The sequence below is a fragment of the Listeria marthii genome (assembly GCF_014227425.1).
Taxonomy (GTDB): domain Bacteria; phylum Bacillota; class Bacilli; order Lactobacillales; family Listeriaceae; genus Listeria; species Listeria marthii.
The window spans coordinates 299,914-325,471 of sequence record NZ_JAASWB010000001.1 but is presented as its reverse complement, the minus strand read 5'-3'; the positions used below and the strand labels follow the sequence as shown (position 1 = coordinate 325,471).

Genomic DNA, 25,558 nt, shown 5'->3' with positions numbered 1-25,558 from the left:
AACAAAAATAGAACCAGCATTTGAAAAGTAACTACGAAACGACAAACAAAAATCATTTAGATAATGAATGACTCAGAAGGAGAGTAATGAAATGGGTAAATATTTTGGTACGGATGGAGTTAGAGGTGTAGCAAACTCTGAATTAACACCAGAACTTGCATTCAGATTAGGTCGTATGGGTGGGTATGTTTTAACTCGTCACGTTGGTGAACATCCACGTGTGCTTGTTGCACGTGATACACGTATATCCGGAGAAATGCTTGAATCCGCTTTAATCGCAGGACTTGTTTCTGTAGGAATTGAAGTAATGCGTTTAGGTGTTATTTCCACTCCAGGTGTAGCTTATTTAACAAAAGCGCAAGGAGCTTCTGCCAGCGTAATGATTTCTGCCAGCCATAATCCGGTTGATGATAATGGTATTAAATTCTTTGGTTCTGATGGCTTTAAACTATCAGACGATCAAGAAGAAGAAATTGAACAACTTCTTGATACACCAGAAGATACATTACCACGTCCAAGCGGTGAAGGTCTAGGAACCGTGAGCGATTATTTTGAAGGTAAACAAAAATATATTCAGTACTTAAAACAAACAATTGAAAATGATTTTAATGGTTATCATATTGCATTAGATTGTGCTAACGGAGCAACTTCTGGCCTAGCGACACATTTATTTGCTGATTTAGATGCCGATATTAGTTCAATGGGAGCTTCTCCTAATGGTCTAAATATCAATGACGGCGTTGGTTCTACTCACCCAGAAACATTAGCTGCATTCGTCCTAGATAAAAAAGCAGACGTTGGTTTGGCTTTTGATGGCGACGGCGACCGTGTTATTGCGATTGACGAACTTGGCCAAATTGTTGATGGCGATAAAATTATGTTCATTTGCGCGAAATACATGCGTGAACAAGGTTTATTAAATAACAACACTATTGTATCAACGGTTATGAGTAACTTAGGCTTTTACAAAGGCTTAAAAGAACTTGCAATTGAAGACGTACAAACGGCCGTTGGTGACCGTTATGTAGTAGAAGCAATGCGTGAAGGTAATTATAACCTTGGCGGCGAACAATCCGGTCATATTATTTTCTTAGATCATAATACAACAGGTGACGGACTTCTTTCCGGAATCCAATTAATCAACGTAATGAAAGCAACTGGCAAAAAATTATCTGAACTTGCGGCTGAAATGAAAACTTTCCCGCAAAAATTAGAAAACATCCGTGTAAGTGATAAAAATCATGTAACGGATAATCCAAAAGTAAGTAAAGTAATTGGTGAAGTAGAAGCGGAAATGGCTGGAAATGGTCGAGTTCTTGTTCGCCCATCTGGTACAGAACCACTAGTACGAGTAATGGTAGAGGCTGCTTCCCAAGAAGAAACAGACGAATATTGTGAACGTATTTCAGCGGTTGTTCGTTCAGAAATGGCACTTAACGATTAAAACAACAAACAAAAAATCCTGATGATCAACGTCATCAGGATTTTATTTCTTTTGTTAGTATAATTTGATCAAGACAAGCGATACCATTTTCGATAATGGTTTGATCAGGATAATGCTCAACGAAATAATTTGGCACAATCTGCTGCATCCGAAAGCCGTTTTTTTGATAAAAGGCAAGTTGGTCAATGCTGGAATTTCCCGTTTTAACGATGATTTCTGCAAAATGGTTATGAACCGCATAATCAACCGCTTTTTCGAGTAATTGTTTGCCAATGCCTTGGTTGCGGTATTCAGAAGAAACAGCAATATTCATGATTTCGAGTTGCTGTTCATTTAGTGGTAATAAACAAACGATGCCGATGATGTTATCAGCGTGTACTAATTGGAACACGTGAGACTTGTCGAAGTATGTCGCAATTTGTTTTGCGCTAGGATCAGCCTCTAACAATAGATGTAGCGGGACTGGTTGGCTTTTATCCCAGATGGTCCAGTTCATTTTTATCACCTCATTGTTAGGGTAACATGGTAAGACATAAATAGGAAGGGAAGTGGGCAAATTGCCTAGTAAATGGAGAGGAATATGTGGTAGTTTGCTGGTGGCACTTGGCGTCACGCAGCTATATAGTTTTACAAGTGCGGTTATTGGTTACTTTACTGCAGAAGAAAATAGTTTTGTATTTGTATGGAATTATTGGATGTTATTATTATTTGGTTTAGGACTTTTTATTGTTGGTTTTATTTTTATGAGAAAAGAAAGCTTTCGTGTCATTAGTATAGTTTTAGTGGCTTGCTTTGTTTTATTCCAAGCCTTTTCGGTTTATTATTATCAGCTGCGAATCTTAGCGAAATTAGAGTACGCGCAGCCGTTTGAATGGTCTGGGACGTTATTATGTATAGCAGGCGTCTTGGTGTTGATTGCACTTCTTGTTGGACCTAAGTTTCAAGCGAAAGAAGTAACAACCGATCAAGCCTGGAAAACGAAATGGCGCTATGCTGCAGGATTTTTCTCGCTTCTTGGTGCAGTGACTTCGATTTATGCTGCGATAACAATTTTTAAACAACTGCATTCGGATAATATTAAAGAAGGCTATTTATTTACAACGGCATTAGATGGCTACTTTGCTTGTTTTATGGCAGTAGTATTTCTACTTGTAACTGTACTTGCTTGGCGTAAAGTTTCATACCTACTTATCGGTGTGTTAATGGGTGCGGCATTTATCTTACTTACCAATTATTTGTCGGTAAATAGTTGGATTGATTTTGCCAAAGAAAATTTAGCGATTACTTTTGGTAGCAATGAACGACAAGTGTTTGGTATGCAGTTTCTAATGGGGGCATCTGCTTTTATCTCAAGCATCTTTGCCTACATTGCGAAAAAATAAGAAAAACCCTCTAATTTAGAGGGTTCTTTTTTTTATTGTTTTTTACCGAATACGATATTTGTATAACTATTTAAAGTAACGAAATAGTATATGATATACATAAGTGTGTAAATTCCAGTGGAAATAATAACTGGTAAAGTGAGATTTAATTCTAACATGTGCGATAAGCCGAGTAGTGCGAAACTGCTGTGAGCAATACCGATAACTAGCGGAATTAAGAAAACGACTAGTAATTGTTTTGCAAGAATTTTTCGGATGTCTTTACGCGTAAGACCGATTTTTTTCAAGATATCGAATGTGCCGATATCGTTGTAAGCTTCTGTTAGCTGTTTGAAGTAAATAATACTTCCGGTTGCTGCTAAGAAAACAAAGCCGATGAACATACCGATGAAGAGTAGTACACCTGTCACTGTGATGATTTGTTGATAGGTACTAGTATAAGATGTGAAATCTGTATCTTTTGGAATGACAGAACGCATTTTCTTATCTAAGGCTTGTGCTTGCTTTGGATCTTTAATCAAGATAGATTCAACACCATGTGCCTTGATAGTTGAATCTGCCGCTATTTGTTTGACTTGGCTATCTGGAAGAACGAGCAATCCAGGCACAGTGCTGATTGGTGAGTTTTGGACGACAGATTTAATTTCAACTGTTGGTTTATTTGAGGAAGCAAGTGTATATTTTTCACCAATCATTTCTTTTTGCGCTTCTTCATTGTAGGTAATTGATAACACCATTTGCGCTTCATTTTCTTTTAGTTTTACTGCATTTTCTGGTTCACCTTGACCTTTAACTAGCCCATTGTAATCTGACTCAGAAATAACAGGGAAACCTTCATTTATATCATACTCGGCAAAGTCTGGACGATTACCTTCTGCTTTAACGATATAGTAGTTACTTTCTTGTTTAAACTCTACTGGGTGATCTGGGTCACTTTCAGCTGTTTCGAGAATTTTTTTGTTCGTTTCACTATTGTTAGGAACGACATATTCAAAACTAGACGGAGCAGCGGTATTAGCAGAGTTATTTGCTTGATAGTAAATACTGCTTATCGTACCTATAGCAGAAAGCGTTGTTGCGCTTAGAATAGAAATAATAATGAGCGTTTTCGCATTAGATGAAATTCTAAACGTTAATTGTGAGGTAGAAATAATATTGCTACCTTTATAGAAAATTCGTTTGTTATTTCTAAGTTTATTAAGCAAGTACGGCAAGAAGAAGGTAATGAAAAGGGCAGTACCAATAATTACCGAAGCTAAAATAACCAATGCGCCGATAGAAAAACCAAGTTGTGCCCAAATCGAACCTTTGGAATCAAGTGGCTGTCCAGCAATCAGGTAGCCAAGGCCGATTAATACGACGGAAAGTAGCGCCAAAATAAAAGAAGGTTTTGGGCTTTTTTCGCGTTTTGCTTCAGAATGGAACAAATCAAGCAAAGTCGTGCGGTAAATAATTCGGTAACCCGAAAAAGAGGTAAAGAGCGTGATGATGATAAAGACAATACTTGTTTGAACGACAGCACCCCACGAAAAGGCAAAGCCACCAATATTTTCGATGTTGATAAGGTTAAGTAAAATTGTTACAAAAATTTTGGAAAGTAGTGTGCCGGCAAGAATACCAATGATTAATGCACCAAGTCCCATAATGAAATTTTCATAAAATAACATGCGGCCAATTTCTTTTTTACGAAGGCCGAGTAAAGAGTATAGTCCGATTTCCTTTTTCCGTTTTCGGGTGAAGAAGTTGTTGGAATAAAGGATAAAAATCGCTACAAAAATAAGTAAAATGACGGACGAACTTGAGAAAGCGGTCGATAGTTTGGATGATTGGTCAATTCTCGCGACAACTGCTGGATCTTTAGAAAGTACAAGGAAAGTGAAGTAAATCATGATACTAAAAATCATTGACGCAAAGTATAGAAAGTAGTGGACGAAATTATGGCGAATATTTTTCTTGGCTAAATCAAATAACGTCATCTGTGTCGCCCCCCAGTTTTGCAAGGACATCTAGAATTTTTTGGAAGAACTCCTTACGCGTTTTGCTACCACGATAAATCTCCGTATATAATTCCCCATCTTTGATAAATAAAATTCGCTTACAAAAACTTGCGGCAAAGGCATCGTGCGTTACCATCATGATAGTCGCCTTATCTTGTTCATTTAAATCACGTAAGCTTTCTAGTAAGTTTGTTGCGGATTTGGAATCAAGTGCACCAGTTGGCTCATCGGCAAAAATTAAACTTGGTGAAGTAATGATTGCTCGAGATGCAGCCGTACGTTGCTTTTGACCTCCTGAAATTTCACTTGGGTATTTATCCAGAATATCTGTAATCCCAAATTTAGTACTAATTGTTGCTAACTTTTCTTCCATTTCTTTAACCGGGCGTTTGGCTAGTGCAAGTGGAAGGATAATATTTTCACGAATCGTTAGTGTATCTAGTAAGTTGTAGTCTTGGAAAATAAAACCTAGTTTATCACGGCGGAAAGTAGACATTTGTTGTTCATTCATGTTTTCAAGTTCTTGTCCGGAAATTCTAATCTCACCAGAAGTTGGCTTATCAATAGTAGATAAGACATTTAAAAGTGTAGATTTACCAGCACCAGAAGGACCCATAATTCCTGTGAATTCGCCTTCTTTAATATCAATACTGATATTTTCTAGCGCTGTGTAGACATTTCCTTTACTGCCATATATTTTTCTCACATTTTTTGCTTGTAAAACTGTCTCCATTATTTTCTCTCCTTATAAAACTAGATTCGTTACTATCTACCATTCTAACGTCTATAAAGAGCCGGTTCCATCGCATCAAATGACAATTGTATTGAATATCCTTACAAAAATGTTAGTTTTATGAAGTAAAAAAACCGAAATCTATACAAACAAATCTTTAAAATAGATTTATTTACTAGAATTTCGGTTTGGATTTATTAGATGGTAAACAATTTGGAGAGGTTTTCGGATGGTAATAGGTTTCCAATGAAGAAGGAGCCAAATTCTGCATAACGAGCACTCGCTTCATCAAAGCGCATTTCTGTTACGATGCGTTTAAACTCAAGTGCATCATCTGAAAATAACGTAACGCCCCATTCGTAATCGTCAAAGCCGATAGAACCACCAATGATTTGTTGTACTTTTCCAGCATAGCTTCTGCCAATCAGGCCGTGGTCGCGAATCAGTTGTTGGCGTTCTTCCATTGGAAGCATGTACCAGTTATCAGCACCATCGCGTTTTTTACTCATAGGGTAGAAACAAATATGCTTTTTAGGTGGGAGCGCTGGGTAAAGCCTCGCGCGAACACCTTTGTTTTGATAAGGATCTTCGCCACCAGCCATATGGGACGCAAGATAGTTACTTAATTCCACTACAGATATATAGGAATAAGTCGGTAATAAGTAGTCAGCAATCGCTAATTTATTAAAACGATTTTCGACTTCATTTAAAGTTTCTAAGGAATCACGTAAAGTGAAGAATACTAAATCTGCTTTCTGACCAAGGATGCTATAAATGGTATGTTCGCCTTCACCGATATTTTTAGTAATTTCCATATCACTTAAAAAATGACTTAGCTCATTTAACATAAGTTCTTGATTAGCTGGATTTAATTCACGCCATGCTGCCCAGTCAATCGAACGGAAATCATGTAGACAAAACCAACCGTCTAACGTTTTTACTGCTTCATTCATTATGTATCACTCCTTGTTTAGAATATCACTAACTAAAGTGTAACATATGGGAAGTAGTTCGTCCGTTTCGCTGTTTGTGAAATTCAGGTTTCGAATGGACGGTATTTTTCGCGCAAGCTCTGTTGGTTTTCTAGCCGAAGTTCAATGTCGATTCGGTGAAAAAGAACCATGTTTCCTTTTTTCGTAAAGGGGAGTACATCGCGTTTTGCTAAGGAAAGGAGTGCTTGCTTAGATATGCCTAAGTAAGTCGCGGCTTCATTCGCGGTCAGAAAGTTGTCTTCTAGCCATTTAAAATCTATTTGTTGTTGGCGCATATCTTTTCACCTCTTTTTCTTTAAGTGTAGAAAATATCTGGCAGAAATACAAGAGAAAACATTAACAATTGCTTAAAAACAAGCTATACTTTAACTAAATGATAAATCTAGGAGGCATAAATATGAATGACGTATTAACTTTGCTAAGAAATCATCGCTCTTTTCGTAAGTATAAACAAGGGGTCGAGATTCCAGAACAACAACTAGATGCGATTATCCGCGCAGCTCAAGCAGCCCCGTCGTGGATTAATGGTCAACACTATTCAATTATTGCGATTAAAGACCAAGAACGTAAAAATAAAATGGCTGAACTTTGCGGAAATCAACCATATATAGCGGAATGTTCTGTATTTCTTTGTTTTGTAGCAGACTTCCATCGCGTAAAAGTTGCGAGTGACATGCATGGCAAAAGCTTTCAAATCGCTGCGGAAGAAGATTTATTGATGGTTGCGGCAACGGATATCGGATTATGCATGCAAAATGCTTTAACCGCAGCTGAGTCGCTTGATTACGGGACGATTTGTATTGGTGGATTGCGTAGAAATATTACGGCAACATCTGAATTTCTAAATTTACCAGAATTCGTCATGCCGGTTGTTGGACTTTGTATTGGTGTTCCAGATGTCGAAGCGCCTGTAAAACCTCGTTTGCCAAAAGAAGCAGTTTATTTTGAAGAAACATACCAAACCGATGTGATGCCTTTACTCGAAGCATATGACCAAGAAATTATTCCGTTTTCTGAGCGGGAAGGCTTTGTTTCTTATACGGAACGTTTAGCGAAATTTTATGACAGACCATATTATCCGAATTTAACCGAACAAATAAAAGAAAGAGGCTTTTTAGGCGGGAAATGACTAGCATCTTCGCGATAGTTAGTATATACTTTTAATTGATAAAACCCAGCAAAATCGCTGGAATGGAGGTAATTTTATAATGACAGAAGCATTGTTTTTAAACCCTGTTTTTCAAGACCGAATTTGGGGTGGAACGAAATTACATGATTACTTTGGTTATGATATCCCGTCCGATACTACTGGAGAAGACTGGGCGATTTCCGCTCATCCGAATGGTCCTTCCGTAATCAAAAACGGCGAATATAAAGGCAAAACGTTAGCCGAATTATGGCAAGAAAACCCAGCACTTTTTGGTAATCCAACAGAAGCAGTTTTCCCGCTATTAACGAAAATTTTGGATGCGAATACGGATCTTTCTGTACAAGTCCATCCAAATGACGAATACGCGAAAGTACATGAAAACGGCGAACTTGGCAAAACAGAATGCTGGTATATTATCGACTGCGCTCCTGGTGCAGAATTAATTTATGGTCATAAAGCAGCCAGCAAAGAAGAATTCGCTAGCTGGGCAAAAAATGGCGAATGGGACAAATTGCTTCGTAAAGTGGCAATCAAACCAGGCGAATTTTATTATGTTCCAAGCGGTACAATCCACGCGTTAGGTACTGGCACGTTAGTACTGGAAACACAACAAAGCTCCGACACGACTTACCGTGTATATGACTACGACCGCAAAGACGCAGAAGGGAACTTGCGCGAACTTCATTTAGATAAAGCGATTGATGTTACGACGGCACCACATGTGGATGCGAAGTTAGATATTAAAACAGAAACTCGTGGCGGTTTGACAGAAACAACTTTTGTTTCCAATGACTTCTTTAGCGTTTATAAATGGGAAGTGGCTGGCAAGGCTGAATTTACAGCAAAAGCGCCGTACACGTTAGTGAGTATTTTAGACGGAGAAGCGGTACTTACGATTGATGGTAACGAGCAAGCGATTAAAAAAGGGGATCATTTCGTTTTACCAAATGAAGTGAAAGCTTGGGAAATATCTGGCGAAATCACAGCGATTGTTTCTACGCCTCCTGTAAAATAAAAAAATAAGCAGAAATCATTGTATAAAACCATTTCTAACAATGGAATATAGATGATTTCTGCTTTTTTATTTCTTTATGAAATTACGACCTAGTTTTTTGAGCTACGGATGATGAATGTATTAATATAGGTATCTATTTCCAATTTATGTTTCTCTGCATCAACGGTCTTAGGCGTGAGCTCATAATAACTTGCATTTTCAATATTACGTGCATAAAATAAACTGTATTCTATTGGATGGATCACATCATAGTTATTTGCAAGTATAAGTGTGGGAATCGTTAAATTAGTTAACTCACTTTTATTTTTTATTGGGCTATCGATAGGTATATCAATAAATTTTTTATAGTAATTAACAGAGGCGTCATCTTCAAAATATCGCTTAAAAGTATCAATTGCTTTAGGGTAAGTAGCTTTTATCAATGGGAATATCGGATCCTGTTCAAACAACTGAGAGCCATTTTTCATCGGCAAATACATACTCACGGTATTAAACCATTCTATCACTTCTTTTTTCATTGGTTCATTCGTCGCAGAACTTCTAAGTAATATAAGGCCCATCACTTTATTTTCTGCATGGACTGCCAAATTCACTGCAACACCAGCCCCCATAGACAATCCTCCGACATAAAAATGCTGTATTCCTAAATAATCCATTAACGCTAATGCATCACTTGCCAATCTATCGTAGCTAAGTTTTCTGGAATCATGTCCGCTTTTTCCATGACCTCTTTGATCTAATGAAATTAATTGGATTTTTTTATCATTATTAAATGTTTCAAAAGCAAATTTTAAATTATCACCTAATCCATGAAGAAACAAAAAGGGGACGCCTGCTCCTTGTATTTCATAGTTAAAATCAATTCCTTCGTGTTTGAATAATGGCATATTTTATAATCCACTCCTTTGATGATATTGATCCAGCTAATTTAGTATTTTTCACCATTAATCCATGTACTTAGAACCTCGAATTTTTCATCAAGTAAAACTAAGTCAGCGATATAACCTTTTTCAATTCGACCCAATTTTTTCAAGCCTAAAATAGCTGCGGGTGTACTTGTTGCCATTTGCATAGAGTCTTGTAAGTGAATACCAAACTCAGTACTTAACCTTAAAGATTTATTCATTGTCACGGTACTTGAAGCTAATGTCCCGTCTTTTAAGCGTGCTATTCCTTCCTTAACAGTTACTTGGTGACCGCCAAAAATATACTCGCCGTCGCCAACTCCCATAGCTTGAAGGGCATCAGTCGTGAGAACCATTTTATCTGGTCCTTTAATTTTATGGATGAGACGCACAATCCCAGGATGAAGGTGGACCCCGTCTACTATGGTTTGAACGCTAACCGAATCATTTTCCAAAGCCGCTGTAACAAGTCCTGGTGCCCGGTGATGGATTGCCGGCATAGCGTTAAAGCAATGAGTTATGTGAGATGCTCCTTTTTCAAAAGCATCTTGCGCCTCTTCGTAAGTTGCATTGGAGTGCGCAATGGCAATAACAACGCCTCTTTTTTTCAAGAAGTCAATGAGTTCTATACCGCCGGGCAATTCTGGAGCAATCGTGACCATTTTAATTAGGCCATCTGCTTCATCGAAAATCTTTTTCATTTCTTTTAGGTCTGGGTGTCTTAAATGGGCTGGATTTTGCATTCCCTTTTTTTCGATATTAAGGTAGGGGCCTTCTAAGTGAATTCCTGCAATTTTGGCGCCTTGCTCTTTTCCTAGCACTTTTTTTGTTTGTCTAATCATTTGAATCAAGTCTTCCAAAGAGGAACTGACTGATGTTACTAAGAAGCTAGTACATCCTGTTTCCGCACAAGCCATAGAAACAGCTTGGATGCTTTCTGTTGAGCCATCCATCATATCATAATTACTTGCCCCATGAATATGAACATCAATCATTCCTGGGATTAGCAACTGACCATTTCCATCAAAAATTGGTTCTTCTGAATACTGTTCGGGAATAATTTTATTGCTTGGAAAAACTTCTTTTATAAGATGCCCTTCTGTAATAACTGCTACATTTATTAATTCATTTTCTTTGCAAACTTTTACGTTTTTGATAATCGCCATTATTTTCACAATCCTTTCAAAGATATAACTTCCACTTCTTTAGAAATAAGGTGCTGCAGTAAATCTTTTGGCAAGGGAATATCTGTAATAATGCCATCAATTCCAGAAAAATCAATTTTGAAGGCCGTCTTTTTATTCACTTTCGTACTATCAATTAATAAGTATACTTTTTCAGAATTTCTGATAATCTCTTGCTTCATGTAGACATCTGTAAGTTCTGAATAAAAGATACCTTCTTCTGTTAGCCCAGCCCCTCCAATAAAAGCAACATCAAAGTTAAATTGTTGAAGCTGACCTAAAACGGGTTCGCCTGATAATACACGCGATTGGAAGTTGAAAAAACCACCGAGCAAGTATATTTTATTATCTTCTTTCTGAGATGCGGCTATTGCATTATCCATAGAATTAGTCACTACTACTAAGTCATTTTGCTCAAGGTCCGAAGCCAAAAAATGAACTGTGGTAGAAACATCTAAATAGATAGTCATCTGGTCTTTTATCAAGTTACCTGCTGCAGAAGCAATTGCTTGTTTTTGTTCACTCTGTTTAACTAATCTACTAGTATAGCTTTCGATTTGCGGTTTTAAAATGGGTTGTGACACCCCACCTGGATAGCGTTCAGCCAAACCACTTTCGACTAATTTTAAAATATCACGCCTTGCTGTATCTTTTGAAATGGAAAAAATCTGCATGAGTTCTTCCTGAGAAATAGTTTTCTTATTCTCTAGCAGCTTCAGTTCCTCCACTATTCTTTCTTTTTGATTCATAATTTCCTCCGCTTTGAATAATTTATTTTAAGTTTATTTGTAATTTTATATAAGTATTTATAAGTTAATTATATATCTTATTAAGTTTATGTCAACCTAATGTTTTTCTCAGTTTCCTACTTTTACCAGACTGGGGTGATTTTTTCGTGCATTTTGAGTCAGCACTTAATCTAGGTTATAATGATAAAGATAACGTTTAAAGGATGACAAAAATTGATAATAAATGGAAACAACAACATAGAGGTGAAAAAATGTCTTTAAAAATGAAGTGGATTATAGCAATTAGTATTATCATTGTGCTTTTAGTTGTGGGGTGGTTTCTTGGGACTAGGCTAACGGTGAAAAAATATGAAGTGAGTTCTCCTAAAATTGAAAAAGAAATTAAACTAGTGCAATTATCAGATTTACATTTTAGTGAATTTGGCGATGGAAATGAAAAATTGTTAACTAAAGTGGCGGATTTAAAGCCAGATGTAATTGCTATCACTGGGGATTTGTTTGATAGGCAAGGGGATAGCGTTCCAAAAGAACTTATTAAAAAATTAACGAAGATTGCGCCGGTTTATTATTCGCCGGGAAATCATGAATATGATGTTAAAAGTGCATATGAAAAGGATTATAAGCCATTTTTAGAAGAAGCGGGTGTTATTAACGTAGAAGATAAAACGGCGACTATCGAGGTTAACGGACAGGAATTACAGATATCTGGTTTGCGGAGTAGTGCGAATTTAGATTACGATTATCCTTATTACGAGGAAGGCTTGGCTGAAATTAAAAAGCAGCAAGATGCGCAGTATTATCAAATTCTTTTGTCCCATATGCCGGATTATTTTAAGCTTTATGTGGAAAATGGTTTTGATTTGACGTTAAGTGGGCACACGCATGGCGGGATTGTACGTATTCCGTATACGAATATTGGCGCGATTGCTCCTGGGCCGCAGCGAACACTTTTGCCGAAGTATGTTTACGGTGAGCATTCGAAAGATGGCAAGACGATGATAATTTCTGCTGGACTTGGTGCGGGAAGTCTTCATCAAAAAGCATTTCCACGTTTAGGGAATCCATATGAAATTGTTGCGGTGACGATTAAACCGGAATCGAAATAAAAAAGAGCCTATCTTAGGCTCTTTTTGCTATTTAAATATATGATCTAAATTTGTATGCTCGTCTGATTCGCAATTGCAGGCTTTTTCAAGTTCGCAACCGCCACATTTTCCTTGTTTGCTGCGTTTGACAAATTTGATAATCGCGTAAATGGTGTAACCAAAAATTGCGCCGCCAAGTAATAAATTAACGATAATGCTCATGAAAAACATCCTTTCTTAAACGAATAGACTGCCGATTTGATAAACCAGAAATACTAACGTGTAGGCTGTGACAAGTGGATAGGCAACAGCAAATGCGGTCCATTTCCACGAACTAGTTTCTTTTCGAATTGCTGCAACCGTTGCTAAACAAGGGATGTAAAGCAAGATGAATAACATAAAGCAATAAGCCGAAAGTGGCGTATAGAAGGAGCTAACGACGCTGCCCATCGCACTTTCTCCAACGGCATAAATAATGGCCATTGTAGAAACAACTACTTCTTTTGCTAGAAATCCGGGAATAAGTGTGGCGCCGGCTTGCCAAGTTCCAAAGCCAAGCGGAACGAGTAGTGGTGCGAGCATGCCGCCGATGATGGCTAAGAAACTTTCACCCATCGGTACATTAAGTCCGGATGGCCCCGCGTAGTTGAGCAACCAAATGATAACCGAACCAGCGAAAATGAACGTTCCCGCTTTACGCAAGAAGCCTTTTCCTTTTTCCCACGTGCTACGCCATAAAGTTTTTAGTGACGGCAAACGGTAAGGTGGCAGTTCGACGACAAATACGGAATTATCTTTTTTAAGTAGTGTTTTTGATAGGATTTTAGTGACAATGAGTGCCATTAAAATTCCGATAATGTAAAGTGACAATACGACAAGTGCTTGATATTTCTCGAAAAATACACCAACGAAAAGGGCGTATACGGGAAGACGCGCAGAACAGGACATGAATGGCGAGACAAGAATCGTAAGCGTCCGTTCTTTGGACTCTTCAATTGAGCGCGCCGCCATAATTCCTGGCACGTTACAGCCAAACCCGATAATCATTGGGATAAAAGCTTTCCCATTTAAACCAAAAATTTCCATTACCCGGTCCATAACAACCGCTATCCGCGCCATATAGCCGGAATCTTCTAGGACGGAAATAAAGAAGAAGATAACCAAGATTTGGGGAACGAAGACGAGTACGCCGCCAACCCCAGCGATGATGCCATCTGCGACCAAATCAGTGATAAACCCAGATGCGCCAATAGTTGTTAGGAAGGACGTCACCCAGTCCGTCAGTGACCCACCGATAAAACCATCGAGCAAATCGGACAGCGGCGCGCCAACCCAAGTAAAGGTTATTTGGAAAATTAACCACATAATACCAAGGAAAATCGGAATCCCGAAAAACTTATGCGTGAAAATTTTATCGAGTTTGTCTGATAAGGGAATATCCGAATTGCGCGTATATTCGACTGAGGTCAAACAAATATCATGAATATAATTAACACGAACTTGGTGGAAATGATTTTCTAATTTACCATCAAGTGCTATGTCGAGTGTCGCTCTGATTTGCTCTAATTGTTCGAAAGCAGGGGAAGCGGCTAAAAATTCTTCCGTGACTTCATTTTTAGAAAGAAATTGAACGGCTAGCCAACGAGATTGCTTAGCGGGAAGCATATCTTTTGTTAACGCTTGGATTTCGGCAATCGCCTTTTCCGCGGGTTCTCCGTATGGTAAAACAAGCGGAATCGCTGGTGCTACGTGTTTTTCCGATAAAGTGGTTAAAATGTCATCGGTACCTTTTCCAGACCGAGCAACGACTGGCAAAATTGGAATGTGCAGTTTTTTCGCTAAATTTTGGATGTTTAAATGGATGCCGCGACCAGCAGCCACATCGATCATGTTCAGTCCCATTACGACTGGTGCGCCGAATTCAAGTAATTGAATCGTTAAATTTAAATTGCGCTCAATTTGCGAGGAGTCGACAATATTTAACATACAATCAAATTTTTCTTCTAATAAAAATCTAGTGACAACTGTTTCATCACGAGAAATAGGATTTAAATCATAAATACCAGGTAAATCTATTAATTTACCTGTTTTTGAACGCAAAGTACCGATTTTCTTTTCAACGGTTACGCCGCTCCAGTTCCCTACATATTCATAAGAGCCTGTTAATGCATTAAATAAAGAAGTTTTCCCAGTATTTGGGTTTCCGAGTAAACAATAAGTATTTTGACTCATCTGCGTTCCACCATAATGGCACAAGCATCACATTGTCTAATGCTGATATATTGCCCTTTTGTTTCAAAAGTACAGGGACCACCAAATAGTCCTTTTTGTTTGATACAAATATCACAACCTTCATCGCAACCGAGTGCAAGTAGGCGACGTTTAAGCATGGCATTCTCTATTTTTAATTCTGAGATGCGCACTTTTTCACCGACAGCAGTTTCATTTAATTGCATAAGCTAGCAGGCCTCCTTCTATGTTATGTATTGAACATGATAATCATTATCAACTATGTTCATTTTATCACGAACGGACTTTAATATGAAGTGTTTTTTTGGATTTATTAGTAGAATAGCAAAATAGTAGGGTATAACAGCAAAAAAACTTCTGCGTAGAACGATGCTCTTTTACCTAAGGAGCATGCCTTTTCCCCTCTGTATTGATACACGGGAATAAGTGCTGGAGCTGTTTTTAATCACTTTTTTTCTGTCAAGTTGCGCTTTTTTATAGTAAAATGGTAACTATAATATGTATATTAATGGAGGCAATTAACACATGAGTGATTTATTTACTACGATTAAAGGACAAGTTACTGGGAAAAACGTGCGCATTGTATTACCTGAAGGAACGGACGAACGTATTGTTGGAGCAGCTGCACGTCTGCAAAAAGAAAATATCGTACAACCAATCTTGCTAGGAAACAAAGCAGAGATTGAAGCAAAAGCAAAAGAAATTGGCGTTTCAGTTGAAGGAATCGCTATTCATGAACCTGCGACAGATCCACTTTTTGATGAATTAGTGGCTGCATTTGTAGAACGTCGTAACGGTAAAGCAACAGAAGAAGCAGCTCGTAAAATGCTAGTAGATCCAAACTATTTTGGAACAATGCTTGTATACACAGGAAAAGCAGAAGGTCTTGTAAGTGGTGCGGCTCATTCTACTGGTGACACGGTTCGCCCAGCGCTACAAATTATTAAAACAAAACCAGGCGTAAGTAAAGTTGCCGGTGCGATGATTATGGTTCGCGGCGAAGAACGCTACTTATTCAGCGATGTAGCTATCAATATTGCACCAGTTGCAGCAGACTTAGCGGAAAATGCGATTGTTAGTGCGGAAACAGCAGAAATTTTCGGCATTGACCCACGCGTTGCGATGTTAAGCTTCTCGACAAAAGGTTCTGCAAAATCTGATGAAACAGAAAAAGTTGTAGAAGCAACAGCACTTGCAAAAGAAAAAGCACCAGAATTAACATTAGATGGCGAGTTCCAATTTGATGCGGCATTTGTTCCAACGGTTGCTGAGAAAAAAGCACCAGGTTCTGTTATTAAAGGGGACGCAAATGTATTCATCTTCCCAAGCCTAGAAGCAGGGAACATTGGCTACAAAATTGCACAACGTTTAGGCAACTTTGAAGCAGTTGGACCAATTTTACAAGGGTTAAATGCACCAGTTAATGATTTATCTCGTGGTTGTAATACAGATGACGTTTATAACTTAACGTTGATTACTGCGGCACAAGCAGTGAATAAATAAAACGCGATTTACTATTAAACTATAAAAAAGCAGGAATCTTGTACGAAGCCAGTAAAAATGGCGCATACAAGATTCCTGCTTATTTTTCTATTTTGCGACTAAATGAATCTAGTAGTTTTTTTCGATCATTAATACTCATCTTATGGACACTTGAAAAGTTATACCATTTTAATTTGTGAAATCCCATTTTTCTAAAAGTTCCTCTGAACACAATTTTAGTAATAGGGCTACCAAATATGCATTTATAAATCCAATGAGGTGTGGCCATTACCGTAATCATTTTCACTTTTTTTAAATTTGGTAAATTACTTTTGAATAGTTTGCTTTTCGGGGATTCTTCATAAATGATGCCTTTAGCAATCACTTTATCAAAAAAGCCTTTCATCATAGCGGGCATTGCTTCCCACCAAATGGGGAAAATAAAAAGAAGCTCCTCAGCAGTCATTATTCGTTCTTGATAGTTTTTCACTAGTGGATTTTCGACTTCTTTTTTTCGCCAAGCAATTAAATCTTCTTTATGCATAACAGGGTCAAATCCGTCTTTGTGAAGATCAATTATATCGACAGTGTAACCAGCTTGTTCGTAAGTATCTTTAGCTGTTAATAACAAAGCGGCTGAAAAACTCCGGTTATGTGGTTCGTTAAAGCTAGCATCACCTGTGTAAGGATGGTCAAAAACTATACAAATCCGTTTCATAAAATACCGCCATTCTTTACTAGTTTATTTTCTGCTGATTTTCGTTTTTTCAAGAAAGCGATATATATAATATCAAAAATACTACAAATAAAGCCGCATATAATGATATAGATATTGATTTCTTGCAAAACTCCCATTAATATAGCCGGTGCCAAAGTGCCAATCCATTTGGCAAAAGCCATTAGTAAGGTTTGACCATTTGTATTTTGGCGTTGGAATAACATTGCTACAAATAAAATGGACATGGCGACATTTTGCATAAAGGCTGAATATTGCGCAGCTGGAATGGATGCAAAACTAAAATAAAAAGCAAATTGAATGGCAAATCCTGTAATAAATACAAGGATACTAAAAGGAATAAAATATTTTTTTGCGTTTTCAGGGAAATATTTTTTCCCATATTTAAAGTATGTGTACACAATAATTAAGTCAAAGCATGCCCATATTAGATTGACCAAACCTTGTACGCCTACGCTGTTCGAATTAATTACTAAATCATTTACCGAATAAATAACTTCCCAAGCAAAATTTAGACTTAGAGCAAATAAGGGCATTGCATATGTTTTATATTTTATTCCGTTACGAATTAATTCTATATAGACAATAGTCCAAGCGATACCACTTAATAGGGTTAAAAATAATGTCATTATATATCCTCCTTTATTTTTATTAGGTGTTACATATGTTACAGTTAATAGTGTAGTACTTGTGATTTCATAATACAAGATACACTTAAAGCTGAATTGTTACACTTTGAGGAGGAAGAGTCTTGGAAGAAAATAGACAAAGAGTGCTAAGTAAAAAATGGATTATTGAAGCTTTATTAGATCTTTTAAAAACAAAACCATATTCCGCAATTACAATCACTGAAATTACTAAAAGAGCTGGAGTTGCTCGCTTAACCTTCTATAGAAATTTTGAAAATAAAGATCAAATATTACTTGCTAGATCTAATTATCTTTTTGAAGAATATTTTAATGAATTACAAAAAGTAGAAGGAATAATTGATATAAACAATGCTTTGCTGGAGTGCTTTAACTACTGGAAACGTGATGCTCAAATTATGGAAATTCTCATTAAGAACAATTTAATTCATTTATTGGATCAACCATTTTATTCTTTTTTAGAAAAAATAATGGAAGAAATCCCCTCCCTTAATAGTTTGAATGAGACGCAGAAAACTTTTATACTAGGAGGTTTAACGCGGACAATGCTTCATTGGATTTCCACAAAAAGCACAGATTCACCGGCTCAGGTGACCCAGTCCATTTTAAAGTTGGTTGATTTAGAGCATTTATCAGAATAGCAGAAATTGGGAATGCCAAAAGCTTGTTTGACGAAAGGTGAGACGACAATGGATTATATTAGATGGATCAGAGAAAAGGTAGGTCATGAGAAAATAATGCTAAACTTTGTAAGTGGTTGCCTTAGAGATAAACAAGGAAAGCTGCTTCTACAAAAAAGAGCAGATAAAAATTTGTGGGGATTTCCCGACGGAGCGATTGAACTGGGGGAATCTTTTGAAGAAGCGCTAATCAGGGAGTATTTAGAAGAGACTGGACTCTGTGTTAAAGTAACCTCATTAATCGGGATATATTCTAAATATGAAGATAGTTATCCAAACGGAGATAGAGCGCAGCCAATATCATTCTTTTTTAAACTGGAATATGTGAGTGGGAATTATCTGCTGGGGATGAGGAGACTGTTGAACTTAGATACTTTAAAGAAGATGAGGTACCTCAATTAGTTAATAAGCAGCATGAGGATTTTCTGGCTGATTTGAAGCAGTTTCATGGGCAGGTATTGATAAGATAGAAAAAGTGGATTTTTAAAACGTTGATTTCTTTCCTGTTTTAGTAGTGGAGAAAAGGAATTCTTTAATTAGCATTCATATTTTCGTCACATTTCCACAACTATTTTTCTAAGATTTTATCAATTTGCTATTTTTCTTATGCTATAATAATTCGTTGTGTAGTAGATTTGGGTGATGTTGTCCTTAACTTAGTGTCCCGTTTTGGACAACAGTTTATAATACATACTTAAAAAGAACACTCTATTTGCTATGTAAAATTGAATTGATAAAAGAAAGGATTGTAGAACATGGACGAGAATTTAGTCCGCTGGTTATCTCTCTTAGGTGTTGCTCTATTTGTAGGATTAGCAATACTTTTTGCAAACAGGATAAATAGGCAGCGAAAACAGAAACTGCAACAAGAATTTGAGAACAAGTTTTCTATGTTTAAAGTGTTTTTTAATAAGTCTAATACGGGTGTGGAGGAACTGGGCGAACTTATTCTTCTATTGAAAAGAAGTAAGAGTGGGCGCTTTATCCTGCCTATTTTTATTTGCTTAATTATGCTTGTTATTGGGATTTTTTATCGGGGTTCTATTAATAGTAAATTGATTATGCTAGCAATTTTAGCTATCTGGTTTGTCTGGTGCACGCTAAATGCTACGAATTATGTGAAATTATATAAAAATGCGATAGTAAGTGGCAACTTAATTAAAAAGAAAACTATCTGGTTCCATAACATCGATTCCATTGAAGCGAAATTGTACGATTACAATGGGGTTATGGATGCTAGACAAGCTCAGGTATATCGGGTATATGATGTAAAACGTAATGGTAAAGTGATTTTAGGAATCTGGGAGACAGAATTTTCGAATGCCAGAATGATTGAACGATGCTTTGATACCGATAATGCTCTTGTTGCAGATATTCAAGAAAGTTTTGACACCAATGAATTACTTTATAGGGAGGATTATTAATGATACAAAATAATGGTGAATTAATGATGTATTTAGGAGGAGCGCTAGTTTTAGTTTATCCTATTGGCGTACTTATTATTAACATTCTACACTCATCCACAAAAGGGAGATTTCGTCCTACTAGCACAATGGGGATTGTTTTAGGCCTTTGTGTAGTAGCGGGGATTGTACTTATGTTTGTTGGAGATTCTTATCGGAAGGATATTAGTAAGGATGTTATGGTTTCTTATTACGAAAAAAATATTCCTTATGAAGATTTGACGAAGGCGCAAAGAAAAAATATTGATGCTTCGTTGATTAATATTAATAAAATGAGAAGAGCTGGCGAAGATGTATCGAAGTATCTTCCAGCTTTAGAGAAATACATGTATGAATTTTATATTTATGAGGGAATTCCGGAAAAAGATGCGAAATCATATATAGAATCTATGGCAAAATAAATAAAAAACACAGCGGAAATCATAGTTTAGATTTCCGCTGTGTTTTTTTATACCATTTTTTCGAGGAAGTAACGCATCCAACGATTGTCATTAGTTAATTCAGGATGGAAAGCTGTTACGAGAATATTCGCTTGTTGAGCAGCGACAATTTTTTCGTCAATGGTTGCTAATACAGTTACTTCATCGCTCGGTTCTATTAAATAAGGAGCGCGGATAAACACAGCTTCAAAAGGAGTGACGCCAAATGCTTCTAAGTTTAACGCGGCTTCGAAGCTTTCTTTCTGACGTCCAAAACCATTACGGATCGCGGTAGCGTCAATCAATCCTAGACTCTCTTCGCCACCTTCAATTTCTTTTGACAAAAGGACAAGCCCAGCACAAGTTCCAAAAATAGCTTTCCCTTCTTTAGAAAATGCGCGGATAGGTTCCATTAAATCATAACGCTTCATTATTTTGCGCATCGTGGTACTTTCTCCGCCGGGTAAAACAAGCCCGTCAAGTCCATCTAAATCGCTTGAACGCTTTACTTTAAAAGGGAGAGCACCGACAGATTCAATCATTTGGATATGCTCATCGACTGCACCTTGAAGTGCAAGTACACCAATTTTTTTCATATTAAATACTCCGATCTTGCATTCTGTCTTCTGGATTAAGGCGAGACATTTCGATTCCTTTCATCGGGGAACCTAGCTCTTTGGACAGTTTTCCGATTAATTCATAGTCAGTATAGTAAGTAGTGGCTTGGACTATGGCGCTGGCGAATTTTGCTGGATTATCAGATTTGAAGATACCAGATCCAACGAAAACACCGTCTGCTCCAAGTTCCATCATTAGGGCAGCATCAGCGGGAGTCGCAACACCACCAGCGGCAAAATTAACGACCGGAAGTTTGCCAAGTGTTTTAATTTCTTTGATTAATTCATATGGAGCACCGAAGTTTTTAGCGGCAACCATTAATTCATCATCTGTCATGCCAGCGATTTGGCGAATTTGGCCGTTTACTTGGCGCATATGACGAACAGCTTCGACGATATTACCAGTTCCGGGTTCACCTTTTGTACGGAGCATGGCAGCACCTTCACCAATACGGCGCAGTGCTTCACCGATATCTCGGCAACCACATACGAAAGGAACGGTGAAATCTGATTTTAATAAATGGAATTCATCATCGGCGGGAGTTAATACTTCACTTTCGTCAATATAATCCACGCCCATTGCTTCTAGGACGCGCGCTTCTGTAATGTGGCCAATGCGGGCTTTTGCCATAACAGGGATAGAGACAGCATTCATTACTTCTTCGACAATGCGAGGGTCAGCCATTCGAGCGACACCACCGGCTGCACGAATATCGGAAGGAACCCGTTCAAGTGCCATAACGGCAACTGCACCAGCTTCTTCCGCGATTTTTGCTTGTTCGGCGTTAACTACATCCATAATGACGCCACCTTTTTGCATTTGCGCCATGCCACGTTTTACACGTTCTGTACCAACTTTTTTCTCCATATTAACAACCTCCATCAAAGTTAATTGAAATTACCTGACTATTATGATAAGCTAAAAGCCATTTCGTAAAAACAGCCAATTGGATGTTGTTTTCTCCATCCAATTTATATAGGAGGAATGTGTCAATGTGGCAGTTAAGTGAAAATTCCAGTTTACCGATTTATTTACAAATTGTTGATTTAATCGAAACGAAAATTATGAATGGTGAACTTTTGCCAGAAGAAAAATTACCTCCGGAAAGACAGTTGGCGGAGTTGTTTGGCGTGAATCGCTCGACGGTTGTGCGGGCGCTGGATGAACTTACGGCGCGGGCTGTTATCATTCGCAAACAAGGTAGTGGAACAACGGTTAATGCGGAAAAATGGGGGCTTTTTGCCGGGCAGTCGACGAATTGGCGCCATTATTTAACACAAGGCGGTTTTACACCAGCTGTTCCTTATATTCGCCAAGCGGGAGTCATGGAACGAGTGGATGCGGAACGGGTGATTGATGCTGCAACCGGGGAACTTCCACTGGAAATGACGCCGAAAATGGAAACGCCGAGTCTTTCGTGGCAGTCTTTTATTGCCGAGGAGCAGCTGGAAGACGAAGCGGGTTACAGGCCTTTGCGAGAAACGATTCAAAAACAAATGAAAGCTGCATATGGATTAGACGCGCGACCGGAACAAATTTTGATTACATCTGGTGCGCAACAAGCCCTCTTTTTGATTACGCAATGTTTACTAAAACCTGGTGATGCTGTAGCGATTGAGTCGCCATCTTATTTTTATTCGCTATCATTATTTCAATCGGCGGGTTTACGAATTTTTGCTTTACCTATGGACGAGGATGGCGTGATTATTTCCGATTTACGCGATTTATACCATAAGCATCGTGTCAAAATGGTATTTGTTAATCCGACATTTCAAAATCCGACTGGGCTTGTAATGGGGACGAAGCGACGCAAAGAACTCGTGAAAATTTGTGCTCACTTGCAAATTCCGATTGTGGAAGATGATCCATTTTCAGAATTGGCCGCGCTTGATAGTCGAATTCCAGCGCCGTTAAAGCAGCTGGACACGGATAATGTGTTATATATTGGCTCACTTTCAAAAATTATGGGATCAACTACACGAATTGGTTGGCTAATTGGACCAACCGCGGTTATTGAACGACTCGCGCTCGCAAGGCAAGAAATGGATTTTGGTTTAAGTATTTTCCCGCAAGTTTTAGCCAACAGTGTTTTAAATACGGCCGGGTATAGCGCTCATTTAAAACAATTACATCACCTTTTGGAACAACGCCGCGATAATTTAATCGAAGCTTTTGATGAAATTTTACCGGATGAGTTGATGTTTACTCGGCCACAAGGCGGTTTTCATTTATGGGTGAAATTACCAATTGAATTCCGCGCGATTCGTGATTTTGATATTTTTTTAGCGAATGATTTACTCGTAATGCCAGGATTTTTATTCGGGGTAAAGGAGACCGTTATTCGCGTAACTTATGCACGACTAGAGAAGGAAGAATCGAGACGTGTAGCAAAAATAATCAAGCAAATATTACAAGAAAAAAAGTGCGACGAAGCGTGAGTTAAAGCTGAGTTGCACTTTTTTCATATTCCACTCTAATATCTTCTAATCTATAATAGAAAGAGACCCCAAAATGTCACTCATCACAATAAATCTTTCTGCCAAAAGACAAGTTGTGATGAATCAGCATTTTTATGTAAGGGTTATCATTTACTATTAATATAAGGGAGGGGAAAGTAGATGGAACAGAATTGTAAGGAATTAATTACTTATCTGCTCTTGAATCGGCAAGTGAATCTTAGAAATGTTTCCAAAAATTTTAAGGTATCAAAAGAAGCAATTAGCGCACAGATTACACAAATAAACCATCTACTAAAGTCAGAACCAATTTTGATTGACCATGACATGATTTTTGTTACAGATGTATGTAGGGAAGCTTGTTACCGGCTTTTAACAGCAGAAGAACAACAGCTGTTTTCGTTTTATGAGGTAAATATTCGTCGCAAACTAATTATGATTAAACTGCTGCTTCACAATCATTACATGTCACTCGGCGCGCTTGCGGAATACGTTTATGTAAGTAAAAATACGATGTTAACAGATGTGAAAAGTATTAAGGAAAGCTTGCATGAATTCGAAATACAACTAGATTACTCGCGAAAAGATGGTTATGCAGTTTCCGGTTCAGAATTCTTGATTCGTAATTTACTAGCGGAACTCATTCGCGAAGTCGTTCAGACCCCGTACGGAAAATTCGTACTTGATGAAAAGAAGCTTATTACAGTTAGCGAAGTTTTTTTGCTAAAGAAACGGCTCGAAAAAGTCGAAAGTAAACTCCAAATTACATTTACAGATGAACAAATGGAAGAATTGCCCTATATCCTCCACGGCATCATCAAACGGTCCAACGTAACGAATAAAAAATGGACATTTAAAATTGAAATGTACGACATCAAAAATACCCGTGAGTTCCCGATAATGAAAGAAATGTTTTGGGGTTACGACTTTTTAAGTGAAAATGATTTGCTTTACTTATCGTTACAAGTACTCGCTTCGAACCTAGTCGAGTCGGCACTTCATTTCTCAGACAGTGAAGAAATCGCCTACGCAGTTGATGAGTTCATCCGCTTACTTGAAATGTATTTTGCGACCGAAATCATGAAGAAAAACGAGTTTAAAGAAAAAGTGATTTTACATGTCAGGCCAGCAATTTACCGGACGATTTTAGGATTTCAAATCAATAATCCGCTTAAAAAACAATTTATCAAAGAATACACCCCAACATTCAACATTGTAGAAAAAGCCTCTAAACCTTTTGAAAAACTGGTTGGCCGTAAGTGGTCGGAAGAGGAAATTGTGTATCTTTCTATGATAGTTCTTGGATGGATGTATCAAATCGAGGAAACGGAACAGCCGATTTTCCGCGCAGTCGTCCTTTGTAAAAGTGGTACATCCATTTCCAAATTACTGTTAGAAAACTTGAAAATGATGTTTCCGAATATTGATTTTCAAGGAGCTTATGCGGTGCGGCAATTAAATACCGTTGCGCGTGATATCGATTTTATTTTTACGACCGTTCCAGTCCAAAGCGACGCCACCATTTTCGTGATCCCGTCGATTTTAAGTAAAGATAGCCGACAAATCCTTAGAGAACAAGTCGATAAAGCCATCGAAATGGACAGTCATAAAAAAACCAAAGAACTACTTGCCATGCTAAAAGATGAAATTCCTGAAGAAAACATCCGCTTAGTGCAAGCTAAAGTGGAATCATTTTTCAGTAAAAAAGAGCAGCCTGTGGAGAAAAAAGAACCAGAACCAATGCGGATTACCGAAGAACAGGTTCATTTTTTAGAAACACCACTTGAGTGGGAGAGGCTGGTTTCGGCGGCGTTTGCACCAATGTTAGAACGAGGAACAGTGGATACTTGTTACATTCATACTTGCGAAGAAATCTTCTATCAAAATTATGAGCAGATGATGATTGGACCGAATATTTATTTACCACATGCTAAACCGGCGAATGGCGTAATCGAGCAAGATATTCAGTTGATGATAATGAAAGCGGACACAAAAACGCCGGTGGACGAAACAGTCAAAATCATGATTGCCCTAGCACCATCCGAACAAAACAAACACATACCACTATTACTAAAATTGAACGAAATTTTCTTACAGCCAGAAAGGTTAGCGGAACTTCTTGCTTCAACTAACAAAAAGAAAATCGTTGAAATCCTTGAAAGGGGGTGAGC

General features: G+C 37.8%; 26 protein-coding genes and 1 pseudogene. 12 read left to right on the top strand and 15 right to left on the bottom strand.

Features of this window, described 5'->3' with window-relative positions:
* The first annotated feature begins 91 nt into the window (after positions 1-91).
* Positions 92-1,444 (top strand): phosphoglucosamine mutase, encoded by a 1,353-nt coding sequence (gene glmM, locus HCJ55_RS01685; protein ID WP_008948433.1) that lies wholly within the window; start codon positions 92-94, stop codon positions 1,442-1,444.
* Between the two features lie 34 nt (positions 1,445-1,478).
* Here the strand turns inward: glmM and HCJ55_RS01680 are convergent, their stop codons facing one another.
* Entirely contained in the window at positions 1,479-1,940 is a 462-nt protein-coding gene (locus HCJ55_RS01680; RefSeq protein WP_185516772.1) for a GNAT family N-acetyltransferase, read from the bottom strand.
* A 61-nt stretch (positions 1,941-2,001) separates the two neighbouring features.
* Between HCJ55_RS01680 and HCJ55_RS01675 the strand changes: the two genes are divergently transcribed.
* Positions 2,002-2,826 (top strand): hypothetical protein, encoded by an 825-nt coding sequence (locus HCJ55_RS01675; protein WP_185501918.1) that lies wholly within the window; start codon positions 2,002-2,004, stop codon positions 2,824-2,826.
* A 32-nt stretch (positions 2,827-2,858) separates the two neighbouring features.
* Here HCJ55_RS01675 and HCJ55_RS01670 read toward each other — a convergent pair whose 3' ends face one another.
* The 4 genes from HCJ55_RS01670 to HCJ55_RS01655 all read right to left on the bottom strand — a co-directional run bounded on the left by HCJ55_RS01670 (position 2,859) and on the right by HCJ55_RS01655 (position 6,823).
* Positions 2,859-4,802, bottom strand: a complete 1,944-nt coding sequence (locus HCJ55_RS01670; RefSeq protein WP_185516769.1) for an ABC transporter permease — start codon at positions 4,800-4,802, stop codon at positions 2,859-2,861.
* Positions 4,789-5,556, bottom strand: coding sequence for an ABC transporter ATP-binding protein (locus HCJ55_RS01665; RefSeq protein WP_185504051.1), 768 nt, complete (start codon positions 5,554-5,556; stop codon positions 4,789-4,791). Before HCJ55_RS01665 ends, HCJ55_RS01670 begins: the two co-directional genes overlap by 14 nt.
* A gap of 197 nt (positions 5,557-5,753) precedes the next feature.
* Positions 5,754-6,509 carry a hydrogen peroxide-dependent heme synthase gene (gene hemQ / locus HCJ55_RS01660; RefSeq protein WP_185501921.1) on the bottom strand — a complete coding sequence of 252 codons (756 nt, stop codon included), beginning with the start codon at positions 6,507-6,509 and terminating at the stop codon, positions 5,754-5,756.
* Positions 6,510-6,592: 83 nt separating this feature from the next.
* Entirely contained in the window at positions 6,593-6,823 is a 231-nt protein-coding gene (locus tag HCJ55_RS01655; protein ID WP_008948425.1) for a helix-turn-helix domain-containing protein, read from the bottom strand.
* Positions 6,824-6,945: 122 nt separating this feature from the next.
* Between HCJ55_RS01655 and HCJ55_RS01650 the strand changes: the two genes are divergently transcribed.
* Positions 6,946-7,677, top strand: a complete 732-nt coding sequence (locus tag HCJ55_RS01650; RefSeq protein ID WP_185516767.1) for an NADPH-dependent oxidoreductase — start codon at positions 6,946-6,948, stop codon at positions 7,675-7,677.
* Between the two features lie 79 nt (positions 7,678-7,756).
* Positions 7,757-8,713 carry a mannose-6-phosphate isomerase, class I gene (gene manA / locus HCJ55_RS01645; RefSeq protein ID WP_008948423.1) on the top strand — a complete coding sequence of 319 codons (957 nt, stop codon included), beginning with the start codon at positions 7,757-7,759 and terminating at the stop codon, positions 8,711-8,713.
* An 89-nt stretch (positions 8,714-8,802) separates the two neighbouring features.
* Here the strand turns inward: manA and HCJ55_RS01640 are convergent, their stop codons facing one another.
* The 3 genes from HCJ55_RS01640 to HCJ55_RS01630 are packed head-to-tail and all read right to left on the bottom strand — an operon-like array spanning position 8,803 to position 11,551.
* Positions 8,803-9,600: an alpha/beta fold hydrolase gene (locus HCJ55_RS01640; RefSeq protein WP_185516765.1), complete on the bottom strand. Its 798-nt coding sequence runs from the start codon at positions 9,598-9,600 to the stop codon at positions 8,803-8,805.
* A gap of 41 nt (positions 9,601-9,641) precedes the next feature.
* Complete coding sequence (gene nagA / locus HCJ55_RS01635) at positions 9,642-10,784, bottom strand: N-acetylglucosamine-6-phosphate deacetylase (protein WP_185516763.1); 1,143 nt, start codon at positions 10,782-10,784, stop codon at positions 9,642-9,644.
* Positions 10,785-10,789: 5 nt separating this feature from the next.
* Positions 10,790-11,551, bottom strand: coding sequence for a DeoR/GlpR family DNA-binding transcription regulator (locus HCJ55_RS01630; protein WP_185516761.1), 762 nt, complete (start codon positions 11,549-11,551; stop codon positions 10,790-10,792).
* Between the two features lie 251 nt (positions 11,552-11,802).
* On the opposite strand from HCJ55_RS01630, the gene HCJ55_RS01625 reads away from it, so the two are divergent.
* Positions 11,803-12,657, top strand: coding sequence for a metallophosphoesterase (locus HCJ55_RS01625; protein WP_185516759.1), 855 nt, complete (start codon positions 11,803-11,805; stop codon positions 12,655-12,657).
* Positions 12,658-12,684: 27 nt separating this feature from the next.
* Here the strand turns inward: HCJ55_RS01625 and HCJ55_RS01620 are convergent, their stop codons facing one another.
* Genes HCJ55_RS01620 through HCJ55_RS01610 form a run of 3 tightly spaced genes read right to left on the bottom strand, consistent with a single transcriptional unit; the run spans position 12,685 to position 15,092 of the window.
* Positions 12,685-12,867, bottom strand: coding sequence for a FeoB-associated Cys-rich membrane protein (locus tag HCJ55_RS01620; RefSeq protein WP_185501928.1), 183 nt, complete (start codon positions 12,865-12,867; stop codon positions 12,685-12,687).
* 6 nt (positions 12,868-12,873) lie between these two features.
* Positions 12,874-14,868 (bottom strand): ferrous iron transport protein B, encoded by a 1,995-nt coding sequence (gene feoB, locus HCJ55_RS01615; protein ID WP_185516757.1) that lies wholly within the window; start codon positions 14,866-14,868, stop codon positions 12,874-12,876.
* A complete protein-coding gene (locus tag HCJ55_RS01610; protein WP_003722363.1) occupies positions 14,865-15,092 on the bottom strand; it encodes a FeoA family protein in 228 nt (75 codons plus the stop codon). The genes feoB and HCJ55_RS01610 overlap by 4 nt, the downstream gene beginning before the upstream one ends.
* A 319-nt stretch (positions 15,093-15,411) precedes the next feature.
* Between HCJ55_RS01610 and pta the strand changes: the two genes are divergently transcribed.
* Positions 15,412-16,389 (top strand): phosphate acetyltransferase, encoded by a 978-nt coding sequence (gene pta / locus HCJ55_RS01605; protein ID WP_008948417.1) that lies wholly within the window; start codon positions 15,412-15,414, stop codon positions 16,387-16,389.
* A 79-nt stretch (positions 16,390-16,468) separates the two neighbouring features.
* On the opposite strand, the gene HCJ55_RS01600 is transcribed toward pta, so the two are convergent.
* Positions 16,469-17,086 carry an NAD(P)H-dependent oxidoreductase gene (locus HCJ55_RS01600; RefSeq protein WP_185516755.1) on the bottom strand — a complete coding sequence of 206 codons (618 nt, stop codon included), beginning with the start codon at positions 17,084-17,086 and terminating at the stop codon, positions 16,469-16,471.
* The gene (locus HCJ55_RS01595) at positions 17,083-17,733 is read right to left on the bottom strand and encodes a transmembrane-type terpene cyclase (RefSeq protein WP_185516753.1); all 651 of its coding nucleotides are present in this window, start codon (positions 17,731-17,733) and stop codon (positions 17,083-17,085) included. The genes HCJ55_RS01600 and HCJ55_RS01595 overlap by 4 nt, the downstream gene beginning before the upstream one ends.
* Positions 17,734-17,855: 122 nt before the next feature.
* Here HCJ55_RS01595 and HCJ55_RS01590 point away from each other — a divergent pair, with 122 nt between their 5' ends.
* The 4 genes and pseudogenes from HCJ55_RS01590 to HCJ55_RS01575 all read left to right on the top strand — a co-directional run bounded on the left by HCJ55_RS01590 (position 17,856) and on the right by HCJ55_RS01575 (position 20,295).
* On the top strand, positions 17,856-18,392 hold the full coding sequence (locus HCJ55_RS01590) for a TetR/AcrR family transcriptional regulator (protein WP_061668488.1): 537 nt from the start codon (positions 17,856-17,858) through the stop codon (positions 18,390-18,392).
* Between the two features lie 48 nt (positions 18,393-18,440).
* Positions 18,441-18,901 (top strand): annotated as a pseudogene (locus HCJ55_RS01585) (NUDIX hydrolase).
* 285 nt (positions 18,902-19,186) lie between these two features.
* The gene (locus tag HCJ55_RS01580; protein ID WP_185501933.1) at positions 19,187-19,855 is read left to right on the top strand and encodes a hypothetical protein; all 669 of its coding nucleotides are present in this window, start codon (positions 19,187-19,189) and stop codon (positions 19,853-19,855) included.
* Positions 19,855-20,295 (top strand): hypothetical protein, encoded by a 441-nt coding sequence (locus tag HCJ55_RS01575; RefSeq protein WP_185516751.1) that lies wholly within the window; start codon positions 19,855-19,857, stop codon positions 20,293-20,295. Before HCJ55_RS01580 ends, HCJ55_RS01575 begins: the two co-directional genes overlap by 1 nt.
* A 47-nt stretch (positions 20,296-20,342) precedes the next feature.
* Here the strand turns inward: HCJ55_RS01575 and pdxT are convergent, their stop codons facing one another.
* Together pdxT and pdxS are read right to left on the bottom strand one after the other, a co-directional pair.
* Positions 20,343-20,909: a pyridoxal 5'-phosphate synthase glutaminase subunit PdxT gene (pdxT, locus tag HCJ55_RS01570; protein WP_185516749.1), complete on the bottom strand. Its 567-nt coding sequence runs from the start codon at positions 20,907-20,909 to the stop codon at positions 20,343-20,345.
* Between the two features lies 1 nt (position 20,910).
* Positions 20,911-21,798, bottom strand: coding sequence for a pyridoxal 5'-phosphate synthase lyase subunit PdxS (gene pdxS / locus HCJ55_RS01565; RefSeq protein ID WP_185504040.1), 888 nt, complete (start codon positions 21,796-21,798; stop codon positions 20,911-20,913).
* A 125-nt stretch (positions 21,799-21,923) separates the two neighbouring features.
* Between pdxS and HCJ55_RS01560 the strand changes: the two genes are divergently transcribed.
* Positions 21,924-23,369 (top strand): aminotransferase-like domain-containing protein, encoded by a 1,446-nt coding sequence (locus HCJ55_RS01560; protein ID WP_185516748.1) that lies wholly within the window; start codon positions 21,924-21,926, stop codon positions 23,367-23,369.
* A gap of 180 nt (positions 23,370-23,549) precedes the next feature.
* Positions 23,550-25,556, top strand: coding sequence for a BglG family transcription antiterminator (locus HCJ55_RS01555; RefSeq protein WP_185501935.1), 2,007 nt, complete (start codon positions 23,550-23,552; stop codon positions 25,554-25,556).
* The last annotated feature ends 2 nt before the right edge of the window (positions 25,557-25,558 follow it).